The organism is Pseudomonas sp. St316, from assembly GCF_018325905.1.
Lineage (GTDB): Bacteria > Pseudomonadota > Gammaproteobacteria > Pseudomonadales > Pseudomonadaceae > Aquipseudomonas.
Genome location: NZ_AP021901.1, coordinates 2,146,715 through 2,160,490, shown reverse-complemented (window position 1 = coordinate 2,160,490; position 13,776 = coordinate 2,146,715). Strand labels below are relative to the sequence as shown.

The 13,776-nt window shown below is 59.2% G+C and carries 14 protein-coding genes and 2 pseudogenes; 7 read left to right on the top strand and 9 right to left on the bottom strand.

Going from position 1 to position 13,776, the window contains the following annotated elements; translation table 11 throughout:
* Window positions 1-31: 31 nt before the first annotated feature.
* Window positions 32-2,221 carry a GAF domain-containing hybrid sensor histidine kinase/response regulator gene (locus tag KI237_RS09845; protein ID WP_212799652.1) on the bottom strand — a complete coding sequence of 730 codons (2,190 nt, stop codon included), beginning with the start codon at window positions 2,219-2,221 and terminating at the stop codon, window positions 32-34.
* Between the two features lie 428 nt (window positions 2,222-2,649).
* Between KI237_RS09845 and KI237_RS09840 the strand changes: the two genes are divergently transcribed.
* The 3 genes and pseudogenes from KI237_RS09840 to KI237_RS09830 all read left to right on the top strand — a co-directional run bounded on the left by KI237_RS09840 (window position 2,650) and on the right by KI237_RS09830 (window position 5,126).
* On the top strand, window positions 2,650-3,327 hold the full coding sequence (locus KI237_RS09840; RefSeq protein WP_212799651.1) for a phytanoyl-CoA dioxygenase family protein: 678 nt from the start codon (window positions 2,650-2,652) through the stop codon (window positions 3,325-3,327).
* Window positions 3,328-3,426: 99 nt separating this feature from the next.
* Window positions 3,427-4,481: pseudogene (locus KI237_RS09835) on the top strand (alpha/beta hydrolase family protein).
* A 75-nt stretch (window positions 4,482-4,556) separates the two neighbouring features.
* Complete coding sequence (locus tag KI237_RS09830) at window positions 4,557-5,126, top strand: DJ-1/PfpI family protein (RefSeq protein ID WP_212799650.1); 570 nt, start codon at window positions 4,557-4,559, stop codon at window positions 5,124-5,126.
* Between the two features lie 81 nt (window positions 5,127-5,207).
* On the opposite strand, the gene KI237_RS09825 is transcribed toward KI237_RS09830, so the two are convergent.
* Window positions 5,208-5,711, bottom strand: a complete 504-nt coding sequence (locus tag KI237_RS09825) for an Lrp/AsnC family transcriptional regulator (RefSeq protein WP_212799649.1) — start codon at window positions 5,709-5,711, stop codon at window positions 5,208-5,210.
* 132 nt (window positions 5,712-5,843) lie between these two features.
* On the opposite strand from KI237_RS09825, the gene KI237_RS09820 reads away from it, so the two are divergent.
* The 3 genes from KI237_RS09820 (at window position 5,844) to KI237_RS09810 (ending at window position 8,523) form a co-directional block, all read left to right on the top strand.
* The gene (locus KI237_RS09820; RefSeq protein ID WP_212799648.1) at window positions 5,844-7,304 is read left to right on the top strand and encodes an L-lactate permease; all 1,461 of its coding nucleotides are present in this window, start codon (window positions 5,844-5,846) and stop codon (window positions 7,302-7,304) included.
* Between the two features lie 121 nt (window positions 7,305-7,425).
* Window positions 7,426-7,815, top strand: a complete 390-nt coding sequence (locus tag KI237_RS09815; protein WP_212799647.1) for a hypothetical protein — start codon at window positions 7,426-7,428, stop codon at window positions 7,813-7,815.
* 21 nt (window positions 7,816-7,836) lie between these two features.
* Window positions 7,837-8,523 carry an HD domain-containing protein gene (locus tag KI237_RS09810; RefSeq protein WP_212799646.1) on the top strand — a complete coding sequence of 229 codons (687 nt, stop codon included), beginning with the start codon at window positions 7,837-7,839 and terminating at the stop codon, window positions 8,521-8,523.
* A gap of 35 nt (window positions 8,524-8,558) precedes the next feature.
* Here the strand turns inward: KI237_RS09810 and KI237_RS09805 are convergent, their stop codons facing one another.
* The gene (locus KI237_RS09805; RefSeq protein ID WP_212799645.1) at window positions 8,559-9,182 is read right to left on the bottom strand and encodes an SMI1/KNR4 family protein; all 624 of its coding nucleotides are present in this window, start codon (window positions 9,180-9,182) and stop codon (window positions 8,559-8,561) included.
* 481 nt (window positions 9,183-9,663) lie between these two features.
* Between KI237_RS09805 and KI237_RS09800 the strand changes: the two genes are divergently transcribed.
* Window positions 9,664-9,942, top strand: coding sequence for a short-chain dehydrogenase (locus KI237_RS09800; protein ID WP_212799644.1), 279 nt, complete (start codon window positions 9,664-9,666; stop codon window positions 9,940-9,942).
* 198 nt (window positions 9,943-10,140) lie between these two features.
* On the opposite strand, the gene KI237_RS09795 is transcribed toward KI237_RS09800, so the two are convergent.
* The 6 genes and pseudogenes from KI237_RS09795 to KI237_RS09775 form a co-directional block, all read right to left on the bottom strand.
* Window positions 10,141-10,755 carry an alpha/beta fold hydrolase gene (locus KI237_RS09795; RefSeq protein WP_212799643.1) on the bottom strand — a complete coding sequence of 205 codons (615 nt, stop codon included), beginning with the start codon at window positions 10,753-10,755 and terminating at the stop codon, window positions 10,141-10,143.
* Window positions 10,756-10,836: 81 nt separating this feature from the next.
* Window positions 10,837-11,652, bottom strand: a complete 816-nt coding sequence (locus KI237_RS09790; protein ID WP_212799642.1) for a suppressor of fused domain protein — start codon at window positions 11,650-11,652, stop codon at window positions 10,837-10,839.
* Window positions 11,649-11,846, bottom strand: a pseudogene (locus KI237_RS30415) (sterol desaturase family protein); the annotation flags it as partial. The gene KI237_RS09790 and the pseudogene KI237_RS30415, both read right to left, overlap by 4 nt.
* A 199-nt stretch (window positions 11,847-12,045) precedes the next feature.
* Window positions 12,046-12,492, bottom strand: a complete 447-nt coding sequence (locus KI237_RS09785) for an NUDIX hydrolase (protein WP_212799641.1) — start codon at window positions 12,490-12,492, stop codon at window positions 12,046-12,048.
* A gap of 77 nt (window positions 12,493-12,569) precedes the next feature.
* Window positions 12,570-13,373 carry a diaminopimelate epimerase gene (gene dapF / locus KI237_RS09780; protein WP_212799640.1) on the bottom strand — a complete coding sequence of 268 codons (804 nt, stop codon included), beginning with the start codon at window positions 13,371-13,373 and terminating at the stop codon, window positions 12,570-12,572.
* Complete coding sequence (locus KI237_RS09775) at window positions 13,364-13,729, bottom strand: VOC family protein (protein ID WP_212799639.1); 366 nt, start codon at window positions 13,727-13,729, stop codon at window positions 13,364-13,366. Before KI237_RS09775 ends, dapF begins: the two co-directional genes overlap by 10 nt.
* Between the last annotated feature and the right edge of the window lie 47 nt (window positions 13,730-13,776).

The window sequence follows — 13,776 nt, the reverse complement described above, 5'->3', positions numbered from 1 at the left end:
AATGGAACTCACTGTTTCAAAAAGGAAACACTCATTCAGCCCCCAGTATCGTCCGGTTTAAAACCCGGGAAACCTGATCGGCCGAATAGGGTTTGGACAAGAACTCAAAGCCCTCATGACCACTGTGGGCCAACTCTTCGCTGTAACCGGAAGTGAGCACCACAGGCAGATCCGGGCGACGCTGGCGCAGCTCCCGGGCCAAGGCAATACCGCTGATACCCGGCATCACCACGTCAGAAAATATCGCGTCGAATGCCATCGCATCCGGGCCGACCATTTCCAGCGCTTGCTCGGCGTTGGTCGCCCAGGCGGTTTCGTAGCCCAGGTCCTGGAGGATCTGGTTGGCAAAACGCCCCACCTCCAGGTTGTCTTCCACGATCAGCACCCGACGCTTGCCCTTTTCCGGCAGCAGATGCGTGTGCTCTTCCCGGACAGGCTCATGGTTCTTCTCGGGCGCCACTTCCGGCAGGTACAAGGTGAACACCGTGCCCTCGCCCACCACGGTCGAAACATCGACGTTGCCGCCAGACTGCTTGGCAAAGCCAAACACCTGGGACAAGCCCAGCCCCGTGCCCTTGCCCACTTCCTTGGTGGTAAAGAAGGGTTCGAAGATATGCTCGAGCACCGGCGAGTCAATACCGGTACCGGTGTCCGCCAGGGCAATGGCAGCAAAGGACTGCTCCGCCCCGGCATGACCACGGATCGGCGGCATGCCAGCGCCACAACTGAGCCGAAGCCACAACGTGCCCTGGCCATTCATGGCATCCCGGGCATTGAGGGCCATGTTGATCAGCGCCGTCTCGAACTGGCTCAGATCCGCCCGGATGTAACAAGACCGATCGCACAACTCGACGTGGACCTGGATCCGGGCCCCGGTAACGGTTTGCAGCATGTCCCCCAGGCTCTGCACTTGCTTGCCCACATCGATGACTTGCGGCTTCAACGGCTGGCGCCGGGCAAACGCGAGCAACTGGCTGGTCAACTTGGAGGCGCGCTCCACGGTTTCGGACACCGCCGTCATGTAGCGTTGCCGGCGCTCCTCGGACAGGCTGGGCATGCGCAGGAAGTCGACCGAAGAACGAATGATGGTCAACAGGTTGTTGAAGTCATGGGCCACGCCGCCGGTGAGCTGGCCGATGGCTTCGAGCTTTTGCGATTGGCGCAGCGCCGCTTCGGTCTGTTTCAAACGCGTGGTGCGCTCCTCGACCCGCTCTTCCAGCGTCGCGTTCAATTCGGCAAGGGCCGCCAGGCCTTCGCGCACGGCAGCGTCGGCACGGGCGCGCTCGATGTGGGCCCAGGATCGCTCGGTGACTTCCATCAGCAGCGCCAAGTCGTTGGATGACCAGGCGCGCGGGGTTTTATCGTGGATCGCCATCAGCGCGGTCAGTCGCCCGCCCTTGATCAACGGCACGCAGATGGTGGCCGCGATGCCAATGGCCTGGAACGTCGCCGCTTCCTCCGGCTCCAGTTCCTTGAGGTTATCGTTGATCACCAGCGGCTTGCCGGCCCGCAGGTTAGCGACCGCCAGTCGGCCAAAATCAGCCAGTCGATAATGCCCAAGGATATGGGGCGAACCCACCCTGGCCCAATCACCACGAATGGTGAAGCCGTCTTCGTCCTCATCCATGTCCGCGTAGGCACAATTGGACAGGTTCAAATGCGCCGCCAGGATCCGTGAGGTGGCTGCCATGATGCTCTGCGGGTCGGTGGCGTTCGCCACGGCATTGCCGATGGCATCGAGCACCGCCAGCCGCTGGGTCATGAACACCGTGGAAGTGGTCTCGGTAACCGTATCCAGCATACCCACGACCTTGCCGAACTGGTCACGAATGGGGCTGTAGCAGAACGTGAAATAAGCCTGCTCAGGACCGCCGCCACGCTCGATGATCAAGGGAAAGTTCTCTATATAAGTCGCTTGCCCATCGAAGGCAGCACGCGCAATCGGCTCGATATCGCTCCAGACCTCCTGCCACACCTCATCGAACCGCCGGCCCAGCGCCTCAGGCTTGTTGCCAAGGATCGGCAGGAACGCATCGTTGTACAGCGTGATCAGGTCCGGCCCCCATACGATGGCCTGGGGAAAATGCGAGGCGAGGCTCAGCGCCACGGTGGTCTTCAATACATCAGGCCACTGCGCAGGCGGACCGAGCGGCGTGTCCTCCCAAGGATGGCGGCGAACCCGTTCAGCCATATCTCCATAGCTCTGGAGCCAATCTGTCATAGCGTTCGATCCTTCTGATCCGCCAATACCAACGAGGGGGAAAAGCTTGTGACTGTGACCCCAAGCAGGCCCGTATTATCCCGCGCCGGGTGGGAATGCGCGATTGGATTGTGGGATGCGTCGGGGGGGCAAATGGGGGTAACGGGCAGATAATGGCGGTAAGGCTACAGAAATTTCCTACATGTCGTTACCTTCAAGATCTGGCACAACGCTGCTGCATCCCGCTGCGTGATGGGTGCGACGTGATGGATGTGATTGCGCGAAGATCAGATGCGGCACCGGCTGGCTCCACGCTACAAGCCTGCCAACCGACAACCTGCGGCGAGGGAGCTTGCTCCCGCTTGAAACTGCGTTGTAGGGACTGGTGGTCCCACTTTGGTTTGCATACTAGCCTTCCAAAGGTCCGAACAAGGAAGTCGAAAAAAACCATGGCTAACCGCAAACAACTCCATCGAGACGGCTACGCCCTGCTCCGTCAAGCGATCCCGACCGAGTGGCTGGCTGACCTGCGCGCCGTGTTCGATGCGGGTGTGCGGCCGTCGGATCAATGGCCAGTGCCCCGTGGCATGGACTGGCGCCATTCGATGTTGGATGACGATTCAAAAATTCAGACCGTGTGCCGTCTACCCCAGTTACTGGCGGTGGCCGGTGAATTGATCGGCGAACGGTTCTTCCTCTCCCAAGTGGAAGGCCGCGAGCCCCTGGCCGATGGCGGCCACCAACAACTGCATCGCGATTTATCAGCCCAACGGCCAGGCGACATCGCCATCGCCCTGGCCTTCTTCGACGATTACGGCCCCGAAAACGGCGCGACACGGATCGTCCCCGGCAGCCACCGCCCCGAGCCGGACGCCCCACCCTTCGACTTCACTGACGAGTCACGTTGCGTACAGCTTTCAGGCGGCGCCGGTGACATCCTGGTGTTCGATGTCGATCTGGTGCACGCGGGCAGCCTGAACGTGATCGGCACACGCCGCCGCTCCATCCTGATCAGCTATTTCTCGGAATCGCTCTACGCCTCACACCTGCAAACCATGGCGCTGCGCAATATTCGTATGGACACCCGCGACCGATTCGCACCGTCGGAGTTTGCTTTCGGGAACTAGTTTCCCGGGTTGATGAAAGTGATGCGCAGCGATTCGAATCTGGGCTTTAATGCCCGTGCTTATCGACAACCCCTTCGTCTAATCAAGGAAGAAACGACATTGAGAACAGCTTTCGGCACCCTGTTGTTGGCCTGCCTGACGACCACCGCATTGGCTGACGAAAACCCCGTCGGTTTCCAATCTTCCACCCTGCCGGATCCGCACAATGGCCGCGCACTGGAGATGGTTGTCTGGTACCCCGGCGCAACCACCGCAACCGCAGAACTGATCGCCGACAATGCGGTGTTTGTCGGCGCGTCTGCCGTGCGTAACGCGCCGCCCACTGCTGGTGAACATCCATTGGTGGTGCTCTCCCACGGCTACCGGGGCAATTGGAGCAATCAGATCTGGCTTGCCAGCGCGCTGGCCCGCAAGGGTTACATCGTCGCTGCCATCAACCACCCCGGCAGCACCACCCATGACCGCAGCCCCCAAGCAGCAGCGCAGTTATGGCAGCGGCCTGTTGACCTGCGTCGAGCCATTGATGCGGTCACGACCCAACCTGAAAAGTTTGGCCGGGTCGCCAATGGCCGAATTGCAGCCGTGGGCCATTCACTCGGCGGCTGGACCGCCCTGGAGATCGCCGGCGCTCGCTTCGATCCAGAGCGCTTTGCCCAAGACTGTAAAAGCCACTCGCAGCTAGCCAGCTGCACCGTTTACCAGCAGATGAACCCCGCCAGCACCTCGCAAGCAAAGACCGAACTGGCCGCCGATTGGCGCGATAAACGCGTTACTGCGGTGGTGACATTGGACCTGGGCCTTTCACGGGGCATGACCGATCAAAGCTTGGCCGCGCTGCCTGTCCCCACCCTGGTGATCGCTGCTGGCGTACCGTCGCGAGAGCTTCCTGCTGAGTTGGAGTCTGCCAACCTGGCCAAGCGACTTTCACCCGCGACAAGCCGTTACGTCGAGATCAAAGACGCAAGCCATTTCAGCTTCATGTCGATGTGTAAACCTGGTGCGCAGGGGATGCTCGAAGAGGACGTCCCGGGGGATGGCATTATTTGTCGAGACGGGGATGGCGGCCGTGATCGGGGGTGATTCAGGAGCAGGTTGCATCGCTGATCGCGGAGTTTCTGGCGCAATCACCTGCTGCCAAAAAAGACAGTTTGTAACGAGTGGTACTGACTTGCTGCGGCTTAACGAAAATGCCGTGGCAGTCATTTGGCATTCATGGAGGATTCTGACTGATGGCACGCGTGGGTTTGATACTGACCCCCGGTTTTGCGGACTGGGAATATGCTTTCATCGCTGGAACTGCGTCCCCTTTTTACGGGATCGACGTCCGGTTTTTCGCTCCTGCTACGGGGCCGTTCCGTTCACAGGGTGGATTGGCCGTAACGGTTGATAGCAGTTTGCAAGAATGCCTGGGGTGGAAACCGGACGTTGTCGTCGTTATTGGTGGAATGGCCTGGGAACGTGCAGAAGCGCCCGATATTCGCGATTTTCTTCAGGCGAGTCGATCACGTGGCGCGACCATTGCCGGTATCTGCGGGGGAACGCTGGCACTTGCCAGGGCCGGGCTTCTCGACACGGTTCCTCATACCTCGAACAGCGCCGACTTCTTGCAAAACAATGCCGTGGGTTATGAAGGAAATGAGTTTTATCGAAGCAGCCCAGTAGCAGTGGCTGCGGACAGCGTCATCACTGCTCCAGGCACTGCACCCGTTAGCTTCACCTGCGCAGTGTTCGAAGGTGCCGGGTTATCTTCAGAGATCATTGCTCAGTTCAGGTCGATGTTGGCAGCGGAGCATGGGTAAGCGCTTCGCCCTACCTGAGCGTCTGTCAAAGTCACGTGCCCTACCCGGTCGGATTTGTTTTATGGAAGTAAAAGTAATCCCCTATTCCATCTCTTTTCCCACCGGCACGCTCGGCACATCAAGCCCGACTTTCACACGGTCCAGCGCCACGATTGTCTTGAACCAGGTCACGTTGGAATTTTCGGCAAACAATCGCCGCGCCAACGCCTGGTATTCGTTCATGCTGGCAACGGTTAGCACCAGGACGAAATCCACTTCGCCGGTGACGTAGTAGCACTGCTGAACTTCGGGCACCGCGAAGTGTGCCTTCATCGCCTCCAGTGCCTCGATGCTCGTGCGCTCTGCCATCACCTCGACAATGATCGTGATCGGCCGCCCTACGGCGGTGGGATCCACGATGGCTACGTTGCCCGTGATGACGCCCCCCGCTTCCATCCGCTTGATACGGCGCTGAACGGCGGCCGTGGAAAGATTGACCTGCTCGGCCATGAGGCGCAGCGGCATCGTGTTGTCGCGCTGGACGAGGTCCAGGATGGCACGGTCGAATTTGTCCAACGATTCAAGTGCAGCGTCGTTTTTTGCCATGGTAAGCCTGTGAGAAATTTTCTCGAAAACTAACAGAAAACCGCACCCCTTTATCTAGCCAAGAGAAATATTATCTTGCCAGCAGTCTGCGTACGCAGCCTTAGTCGGGAACACACACAGGATATTATTGGCATGCTCGCACTGTTCCATCTTTCCCCTGTCCTGTTGGTTACAGCCATGCTCGTCGGGCTGCGCCGGCCACCCATGCACGCCGCCATTGCAGGCACTGCATTAGTCTTGGTGCTCTGGCTCGCCGGCGCTGCCGACGCGTGGCGCCTGGGCAGCATGGTGGCCGCTGCTCAAGATACGGCTGTGCTGTTTGCAAGTACGGCTTTCGTGATCGTTCCAGGCCTGGTCTTCGTGATTTTTATCGAGCGCATGGGGGTCAACCTGGCGCTTAGCCAATGGGTGCGGTCACTGGGGCTTGGACGCGGCGATCAAGTCGTGTTCATCGTTCTTGGACTGGCACCGTTGCTCGAAGCGATGACCGGCTTCGGCGTGTCGTTGATCGCCACGGTGCCCCTGCTTCTCAGTCTCTTCGAACGTCGGGTCGCGCTACGAATAGCACTGACCGGCATGGCAATCATGCCTTGGGGAACGCTGGGCCTGGCATCGGTCATTGGTGCTTCGTTGGTTCACCTGGACGCACCCGCGCTGGCATCGACGTCGGCACTGACCAGCGCACCGGTTTTCTTGGCACTTGGCGCAATCGCACTCTCTCTTGCAGGCGTTCGTGACTCGCGGGAATGGAGGGCGCTGGGCGCTTTCTGGCTGCTGTTTGTGGGCGTGCTTTACAGTGCCAGTCGGTGGCTGGGGCCGGAAGTGGCCGGCGTTGCCGCGGGCCTGGTGACGGCCGCAGCGATACTCTCTGTTGGGCTGTGGCGCCTGCGCAGCAACGATAGCGAGCGCGGTGCGGTGCAATGGCCGCGTCAGGCCTGGCCGTATCTGGTGCTGATTGTTTGCATTGTCGCGTTGAAGACGGTGTGGGCGATCACCGCTTGGCAGGATCACTGGGTTGTACAGGGCGCCCAAGTCACCTGGAAGCCACTCGCCTCACCAGGCCTGGCACTGGTTCTGGTGTTGATCGGGCTAGGGTTTCACACACGCCACACACAACGCCAGACAGCACTCGACATAAGCATGCCTGCTGCGCTGGTGGCGCGGGCGAAGCGACCACTGTTGACCATTTTCTTCTTCCTCGCGATGTCGCAGATGATGGTGAAGGCCGGCTTCCTCGCGGGTTTGATGCAAATGCTGGCAGGCCTGTCGCCCACCGCCGCGACGTCGCTGGTGGCCCTGTTTGGCGCGCTGTCAGGCTACATGACCGGGTCGAATGTTGGCGGCAATGCGATCTTCATGCCGGCCATCGCGATGTTGCCGGAATCCTCTCGCCTGTTGTTGGCTGCCGTCCAGAACAGCTCGGCAGGACATGCAGCGCTGGGCTCTCTGTCGGTTGTCATGCTGATCCTGGGACTTGCCAAGACCCAGGCCAAGGAGGAAGGCGAACTGGTAAGGTTCGGCTTCACGCTGGTCTGTCTCAATACCGCGTTAGTCGCATTGGGCGCAGCGTTGCTGAGTGGATGGTTTGGATAGCGGGGTATTGGCAGATGGGCACTCCCTTTCCGCACTTTTTCCAGCCGCTTTTTCCATGTTTCGTTCCCAATAATTTCTGACTTAACTATCCTACGCCCCTACCCCAAACGGATTCGCCACGATGTATCTGCGTTCAAGCGTGTTGTGCCTGTGCCTTTTCAGCAGCCTGAGCCAGGCGGCTGTTAACTGTTCTGCCCTGGCGGAAAAGCTCTCTGGAACAGTGCCTGAGTTTCATCCGTCGGTGCAAGGCAAGGTCATTGGCACCGGGCGCCTGCATTTCCACGAAGCGCCGGACGAAGCCTGTGCCAATAAGAAAATTTTCGTCATACCCGGTGACTCCCTCACCGTTTACTCCAGCCTTGAAGACGAATCATGGTTGGAAGTGAACTTCATCGCCAAGAGCGGCGACGACTATACCGGTTGGGTAAAGGCTGATCGGGTCGAGATTGGCGTACCTTACGGAGCGCCGCCGGAAGGTGCCGACGATGCGCCGGCGGCTGATACCCAATAATCCAAAGGGGAAGGAAAAACAATGACGGGTTCGCCAGAAGAGAACGGTCTATTCCCGGCCAACACGCCCGGCGACCTGGACGTGGCTGATGACACGGGTTTCGCCGCCTGGGCTCGCGTCTGGGCGGAGTTTGGCGTCGGATGCGCGTCACCAGAGACGTACGAAGACCTCATTCGACACTACTGCGAGCCGCACCGCGCCTACCACAACCTCCAGCACCTGAAGGAATGCCTTCAAGTGCGCCGATTCGTCAACGCGGCCTGCCAGGCCCCTGCCGAAGTCGACCTCGCGCTATGGTTCCATGATGCGATCTACGACCCTCTTCGCAGCGACAACGAGCTGCGCAGCGCGCAATGGTTGGACGAGGTGGCACGCGATAGCGGCCTGGGCGATGAAACGCGACGCAGGCTTTACGACCTGATCATGGTGACGCGACACGACGGCGCCCCGGCGTCGGCAGACGAAGCGGTGTTGGTGGACACGGATCTGGCGATCCTTGGAGCGTCGTTCGAACGGTTCGAGGAATACGACCAACAAATTCGCTGCGAGTATCAGTTTGTGCCGCTGCCTTTGTACCGCCAAAAGCGGCGCCAGGTCCTTGAAGGCTTCCTGGCGCGCGGGCGGCTCTATACGACACCAGCGTACTTCGACGCATTCGAGCAGCAGGCACGCGCCAATCTTGCACGCGCCATCGACCGCCTCGACTGAGGACTGGCGTCAGTCGGGAAATAGGGGTTCAGCCTTCAGATCAACCGATCCAAAACCCTCGCATTCCACAAATCCCGGTATCTATCCCGCCACCCCGGACTCCCCTTATCCAACCACTCCAACGTCGCCGCAATACTCTCAGGGCTGATCATGAAGTGATTGATATGCTCCTCGATCCGCTCTTGCGATAGATGCAGCGAGTCCAGATAACCATTGAAAGAATCCGCCAGCACCACGTACTCATCGCCCTGCTGGCGGCGGCCAGTCCAAGCGGGCAAGCCCGCCACCATCGCCGCCACGTCCTGGCGCCCTTCCCGCAGGTCCAGCAGCAAGATACTCGCGCCACCGTCGCGACCGATCGGCAACAATCCCGTTGCAGGGAACCCGGGTTGCGCCCGCAGTTGCTCCAGCTCGAAGGGGTTGGATTCATATTCTTGGTCCGGATCCAGCCCGTATAGCGAGAAACTGAGCAATTCCTCATCACCATTGGCGAGCGTGGCCAGCACGTCGTATTCCACGTAGGCGCCGTTGCAGGTCTTGAGGAACTGGCGATAGTCGTCCGGCAGTCGAGCACCCAGGCTGGCTTCCAGCTGCGCGATAGCACCGTCGGTGGCGCCTTCGCGGGTGTCTTCGAGGATCAGTCCGCGGTAGTCAGTCATTGATACCTCGAAAGGGTATTGGGTGGGGTTTGAATCATTCGTCACTCCTTAAACGCTGCATCCGCGGCCAATATTCGCACAGCACAGGACGATGTTCTTGCTCCTCGGAAGATGTAAGGGGCGGGTCTGCCGAGTTGTAGGACGCGGAGTTCGGACGCTTACGACCACCGCAATGTCCTACCTATGATTGGGAATCCCCTTCCCTATCAATCCCTTGCGTATTTTTTGCTGCGGCGTCTATAGTCTTGGCGTCGCCCAGATGGCGACCGGGTTTGGCGACTCGATTGACACAAGTGCAACGGTGCTTTCTGCTGTGGCAGAAGCACCCTTGTGCTCACAGAAACTGCTTTATGGCAGCTGTGCGCGGGAGACCTTCGGGTCTGCCGGCTCCTTGTGTCTCCGGTTCGCCAACCTGCGTACAGCTGTCACCCTTTGTTTGGCGACAAAGCGTGACAGTTCATTCATGACACAAGGAATTGATATGAACCGATATATGGGCCTCACCAGCAACGCCGACGACCAACCCCTCTACGTCGATACCACCGCCCCGCTACACATCCTGCTCGATGCAGCAGCCTATCGAATCCGTGCCGCTACCCAGTTCCTGGAGAATTTGGCGATGCGCGATGAACAGCCCCTCGATCCCGCGACCCTGCAAGACCTGGCGCAGCTTTGCTGCATCCCGCTGCGCGATGGGTGCGACGTGATGGATGTGATTGCACGACGACTGGATGCAGCGCCAGCAGGTTCCACTTTATAAGCCTGCCAATCGACAACCCCGTGGCGAGGGAGCTTGCTCCCGCTGGGCTGCGTAGCGGCCCTTTTTGTGAGCGCTTCGCACTCAAGCGGGAGCAAGCTCCCTCGCCACAGGTTCATCGTGTTCTTAAGTGCGCATTAGGCTGTTTGTTCGCTATCCGAAAGCGCTTGCCCCCGCACAATCAGTCCGACATATTTCCGCTCACTCGCTGGCCAGATGTTTCTCGATCAGCCTCGCCACCTCATCTGCGTGAGTAAAGCCCAGGCTGTGATCGGCGCCAGGGAAAACGTGCAGTTCAGCGCGGGGCAACAGTTGGGCAAGGTACTGGCCGACGCGAACGGGGCTGATCGGATCAGCGTCGCCCCAGAGCAGCAGGACCGGCATGCGCAACTCGATCAAACGGGGTGTGAGGTCGGTGCGGTCGTCGAGAAACCAACTCGGCAGCATCGGGTTGGCGGCCGCAAAATCCGGGCGCCAGTCGTGCGCGCCCAGCGCCGACATGTCTACCCCACCCGAGGTGGCGGTCAGCGCCAGGTGGGTGATCAGCTCAGGGCGTTCAAGCGCTGCAAGCACAGCGACGATACCGCCCATGGATTGCGCCACAAGCGCTGTGGGTCGGTCGATCTGGGCCAGTACACGCGCCACTAGGTCATTCATGCCGGTCACGCTCGGCATGGGCGGTGTGTCTCCAAAGCCGGGCCAGCCGATGTGCACTTGCTGCGCCGGGTTTGCCAAGCGCTCCGCGACCGGATGCCAGAATTGGGTGTTGCCTGAGGCGCCGGGCAGGAAGATGAGTTTGCCGGGGGATGCGGTCACGGGTTCGTCCTTGAAGATGGGGTTGAAAGAGTCAGCAGGAGGCCAAAGGGATACCGCCAGGTTCGACGACCGGCTCCAGCCTCACACCACACTCGCCCGATGCAGGCTGCTCATATGCCCAACACCCGCCGCCTTCAAACGACTCACCAGATCCTCCCGCGCCGCTCGCCCGCCGGAACGGACGTACTCCAGCTCCGCTGCCGTGATCAAGACCACCGGTACTAATCTGACCGGAGACAAGGGCATGTCATCCAGTTGAGTAGGGAAATCCGGCTCCGGGGCACCGAGCAGAACGCCGGTGGAGTCGTCATCGGTCACGAAGAGTTTGGGCAGTTGATCGCTCATGTGGTGCGATTGGCTGAGCCCGGGAAGTTCAAGCGACAGCGCCCCGTGCTGGTCGAGTTGGTGGGTGATGCCGCCAGCGTCGGCCACCGTTTTGGCGACATGCTCCAGCAACTCGAATGCCCAACTGCGCTTGAAAGGATCGACCTCCCCCACGGGGGCATAGGCGTGCTCGGGTATATCTGCGGTTTCGACGAACAATTCCATCTCGAAGCCGTTGCCCATTCCTTCCGCGTCATCGAATGGATCGGACAGGCCTTCAGTGGCGAGAATGATCGTGTCGCCACGGCGAACCACGCGGTAGGCCTGGCGGGTCGAGGGCCAGTACGGGCCGCCGGAAAGGCTCGGGCTGATCAGGTAGGCAAGGACATCCCGCTCGACCGTGCCGACAGAACGCCAATGACGATCCAGGCACGCTTGGCCGGCCTCCCGGACGGCCAGATTGGCTGCTTCAGCCTCGCTCAGGTCGCCAAGCTCGTGGGTTTGCGGCGCGGGCTGGTCGTCTTGAGTTGCTGGGCCTTTCAATGAACCGAGAAGCTTCTTGAAGAAATTCATGGGCGTTCCTTGCTGGATTTTCTCTGAGCCTCGCCCGTGTCAGCACTCGCTGATCCGATGGCAGGCGTTGGGCGCATTGTGGCGTGTTGGCGTTGATATGAAAACGTGGGCAGGCACTTGCGAGCGGTGTCGATGAAAGGCGTGACAATCAGGCTGTACACCGTCAGGTAACGCTGGAAGTCCTGTTTGCGAGTAGAAGGTTTTACGATCCCCAGGAATGAGCCGACCGATTTTTATTTAACCGTTGAGTACACACCTTGGAAAGGGGGCCCAAAAAAGACTGTGTATTCCGAAAAAATCCCACTTAGTAAACAGGGCTGATACTGCGTAACGACTGCGACCCAGCGTGCCACCCTGCACGTCGTTGCATAGTAATCCCGGCCAAGCTTGAACTCACTCCAGGAGCGAAGCCGACTTGAGCAAATCGTAAAGCCCCTCAGGTACCAGAGGTGATATAGCCGTGAAACTGGCACTGGAGCACCACGTTGCTCTGAACGATGCACCGTTGCTTTCAAAGCCTTCCAACCAGGGTTTTTCGTAGAGATCAGCGTCGTCAAACCTTGCATCGTAGACTTGGACGATCTCGTGCCCAGGCTTGCCGGCGTAGGTAAAAATGCTTTCCAAAGTGCCAATCAGTCGAAGGTCACTGATCGAGGCACCCAGCTCCTCTTGCACTTCTCGGACGATGGCATCATGGCTCCTTTCGCCGAACTCAATGCCGCCCCCGACAGGACGAAAAAACGTCTGTTTTTTGATGGCATCGTAAAACTGGTTGACCAGTATTTTTCCCTGATGATGAAAGACACAAAGAGCGAGGGGGCGAATGCGTTGCTCCGACATGAATAAAACCTCCTTTTGATTTAATGATGCATAACGTCCTGAAAATCCCTGCTCCAGGGATTGAAACACCTACCGACTCAGCCTTGACTCATCGTCCCCGAAAAGCTCGTTTTCACCGGCCCGATAAGAAAGACCGGCCCCACGCCATCCCACTGCACCGTCACGCTTCCGCCATCACATTCAACCTCGACGGCGCTGCCCAATAAACCACGACGAATCCCATTAACAACCGCGCCACACGAGCAAGAACCTGAACCCTGCGCAATACCTGCCCCGCGCTCCCAGATGCGCAACCGAATATGCGTGCGATCAATGATCTGGACGAAATGAACGTTGGTCTTGAGCGGGAACAGCGCGTTGGTTTCGATGGCCGGGCCGATCGTCGCGATATCAACGTTAGCCAGATCATCGACAAAATAGGTGCAGTGGGGATTTCCCATGCTGCAGGCGGCGGGACTGCCGGCAAGTGGCAGGACAGCGGAGTCCAATGCTTGCGCCAAGGGAATGTCTGACCAGCCGAAAATCGGCACGCCCATGTCGACGCAAATGTCGCCGGTTGGGGTACGTTCGCACGTGAGCAGACCACGGTGAGTGCGCAGCACTACCGAAGCAACATTTGCTTCGCGCATCAGCAGATCCGCGGCCCCCCGCGTCGCACTGCCACAAACGTCCAGCGCAGAGCCATCTGCGTTCCAGAACATCACACGCGCATCGGCATCGTCGCAATCGAGCAGCACCGCGAGTTGGTTGAAGCCTACGCCCCGGTTCCGATCCCCCATTCGCTGGACGATGGCGCTTGTCACCAGACTGGCCGAGTTTCGCGAATCGACAATGACGAAGTCATCGCCATTGGCATGCATCTTATGAAAGCTCAGTGGCATGCAAACGCTCTGCTGGAAATGGAAATGGAATTGCCGTCAGGGTCTTTCGCATTGGCGAAAGAGTAGTCGTCCGCCTTATGGGTCGCGCCAAACTTCAGGCCTTGAGCCAGGCACTTTTCCTTGAAGCCCTCGACATCCCGAATATCGAAGACAAGCTTTACGGTGACTTGCCCTGTTTTAACGGCCTTCCCTGCCGGGTGGACCATCAGGATCGCGCCACCGTTTGCAGGGCTCAATTCGGTGACGCGGTCACCGACTCTTCTTTCATGGGTAAAACTGAAATGACGCTCGTAAAAATCACAGGTCGCTTGAACGTCCCGGACATACAGCATGATTCGATTGAGTGACGGTTGCATGTGGTCTTCCTTGATCGCTGCTGAAGATGAAGTGCTTTGCACGTAGC

What these genes read in the sequence shown, in the direction of transcription:
- KI237_RS09845 (WP_212799652.1), bottom strand. Translation starts at nt 2,221, where the DNA reads ATGACAGATTGGCTCCAGAGCTATGGAGATATGGCTGAACGGGTTCGC.
- KI237_RS09840 (WP_212799651.1), top strand. Translation starts at nt 2,650, where the DNA reads ATGGCTAACCGCAAACAACTCCATCGAGACGGCTACGCCCTGCTCCGT.
- KI237_RS09830 (WP_212799650.1), top strand. Translation starts at nt 4,557, where the DNA reads ATGGCACGCGTGGGTTTGATACTGACCCCCGGTTTTGCGGACTGGGAA.
- KI237_RS09825 (WP_212799649.1), bottom strand. Translation starts at nt 5,711, where the DNA reads ATGGCAAAAAACGACGCTGCACTTGAATCGTTGGACAAATTCGACCGT.
- KI237_RS09820 (WP_212799648.1), top strand. Translation starts at nt 5,844, where the DNA reads ATGCTCGCACTGTTCCATCTTTCCCCTGTCCTGTTGGTTACAGCCATG.
- KI237_RS09815 (WP_212799647.1), top strand. Translation starts at nt 7,426, where the DNA reads ATGTATCTGCGTTCAAGCGTGTTGTGCCTGTGCCTTTTCAGCAGCCTG.
- KI237_RS09810 (WP_212799646.1), top strand. Translation starts at nt 7,837, where the DNA reads ATGACGGGTTCGCCAGAAGAGAACGGTCTATTCCCGGCCAACACGCCC.
- KI237_RS09805 (WP_212799645.1), bottom strand. Translation starts at nt 9,182, where the DNA reads ATGACTGACTACCGCGGACTGATCCTCGAAGACACCCGCGAAGGCGCC.
- KI237_RS09800 (WP_212799644.1), top strand. Translation starts at nt 9,664, where the DNA reads ATGAACCGATATATGGGCCTCACCAGCAACGCCGACGACCAACCCCTC.
- KI237_RS09790 (WP_212799642.1), bottom strand. Translation starts at nt 11,652, where the DNA reads ATGAATTTCTTCAAGAAGCTTCTCGGTTCATTGAAAGGCCCAGCAACT.
- KI237_RS09785 (WP_212799641.1), bottom strand. Translation starts at nt 12,492, where the DNA reads ATGTCGGAGCAACGCATTCGCCCCCTCGCTCTTTGTGTCTTTCATCAT.
- dapF (WP_212799640.1), bottom strand. Translation starts at nt 13,373, where the DNA reads ATGCCACTGAGCTTTCATAAGATGCATGCCAATGGCGATGACTTCGTC.
- KI237_RS09775 (WP_212799639.1), bottom strand. Translation starts at nt 13,729, where the DNA reads ATGCAACCGTCACTCAATCGAATCATGCTGTATGTCCGGGACGTTCAA.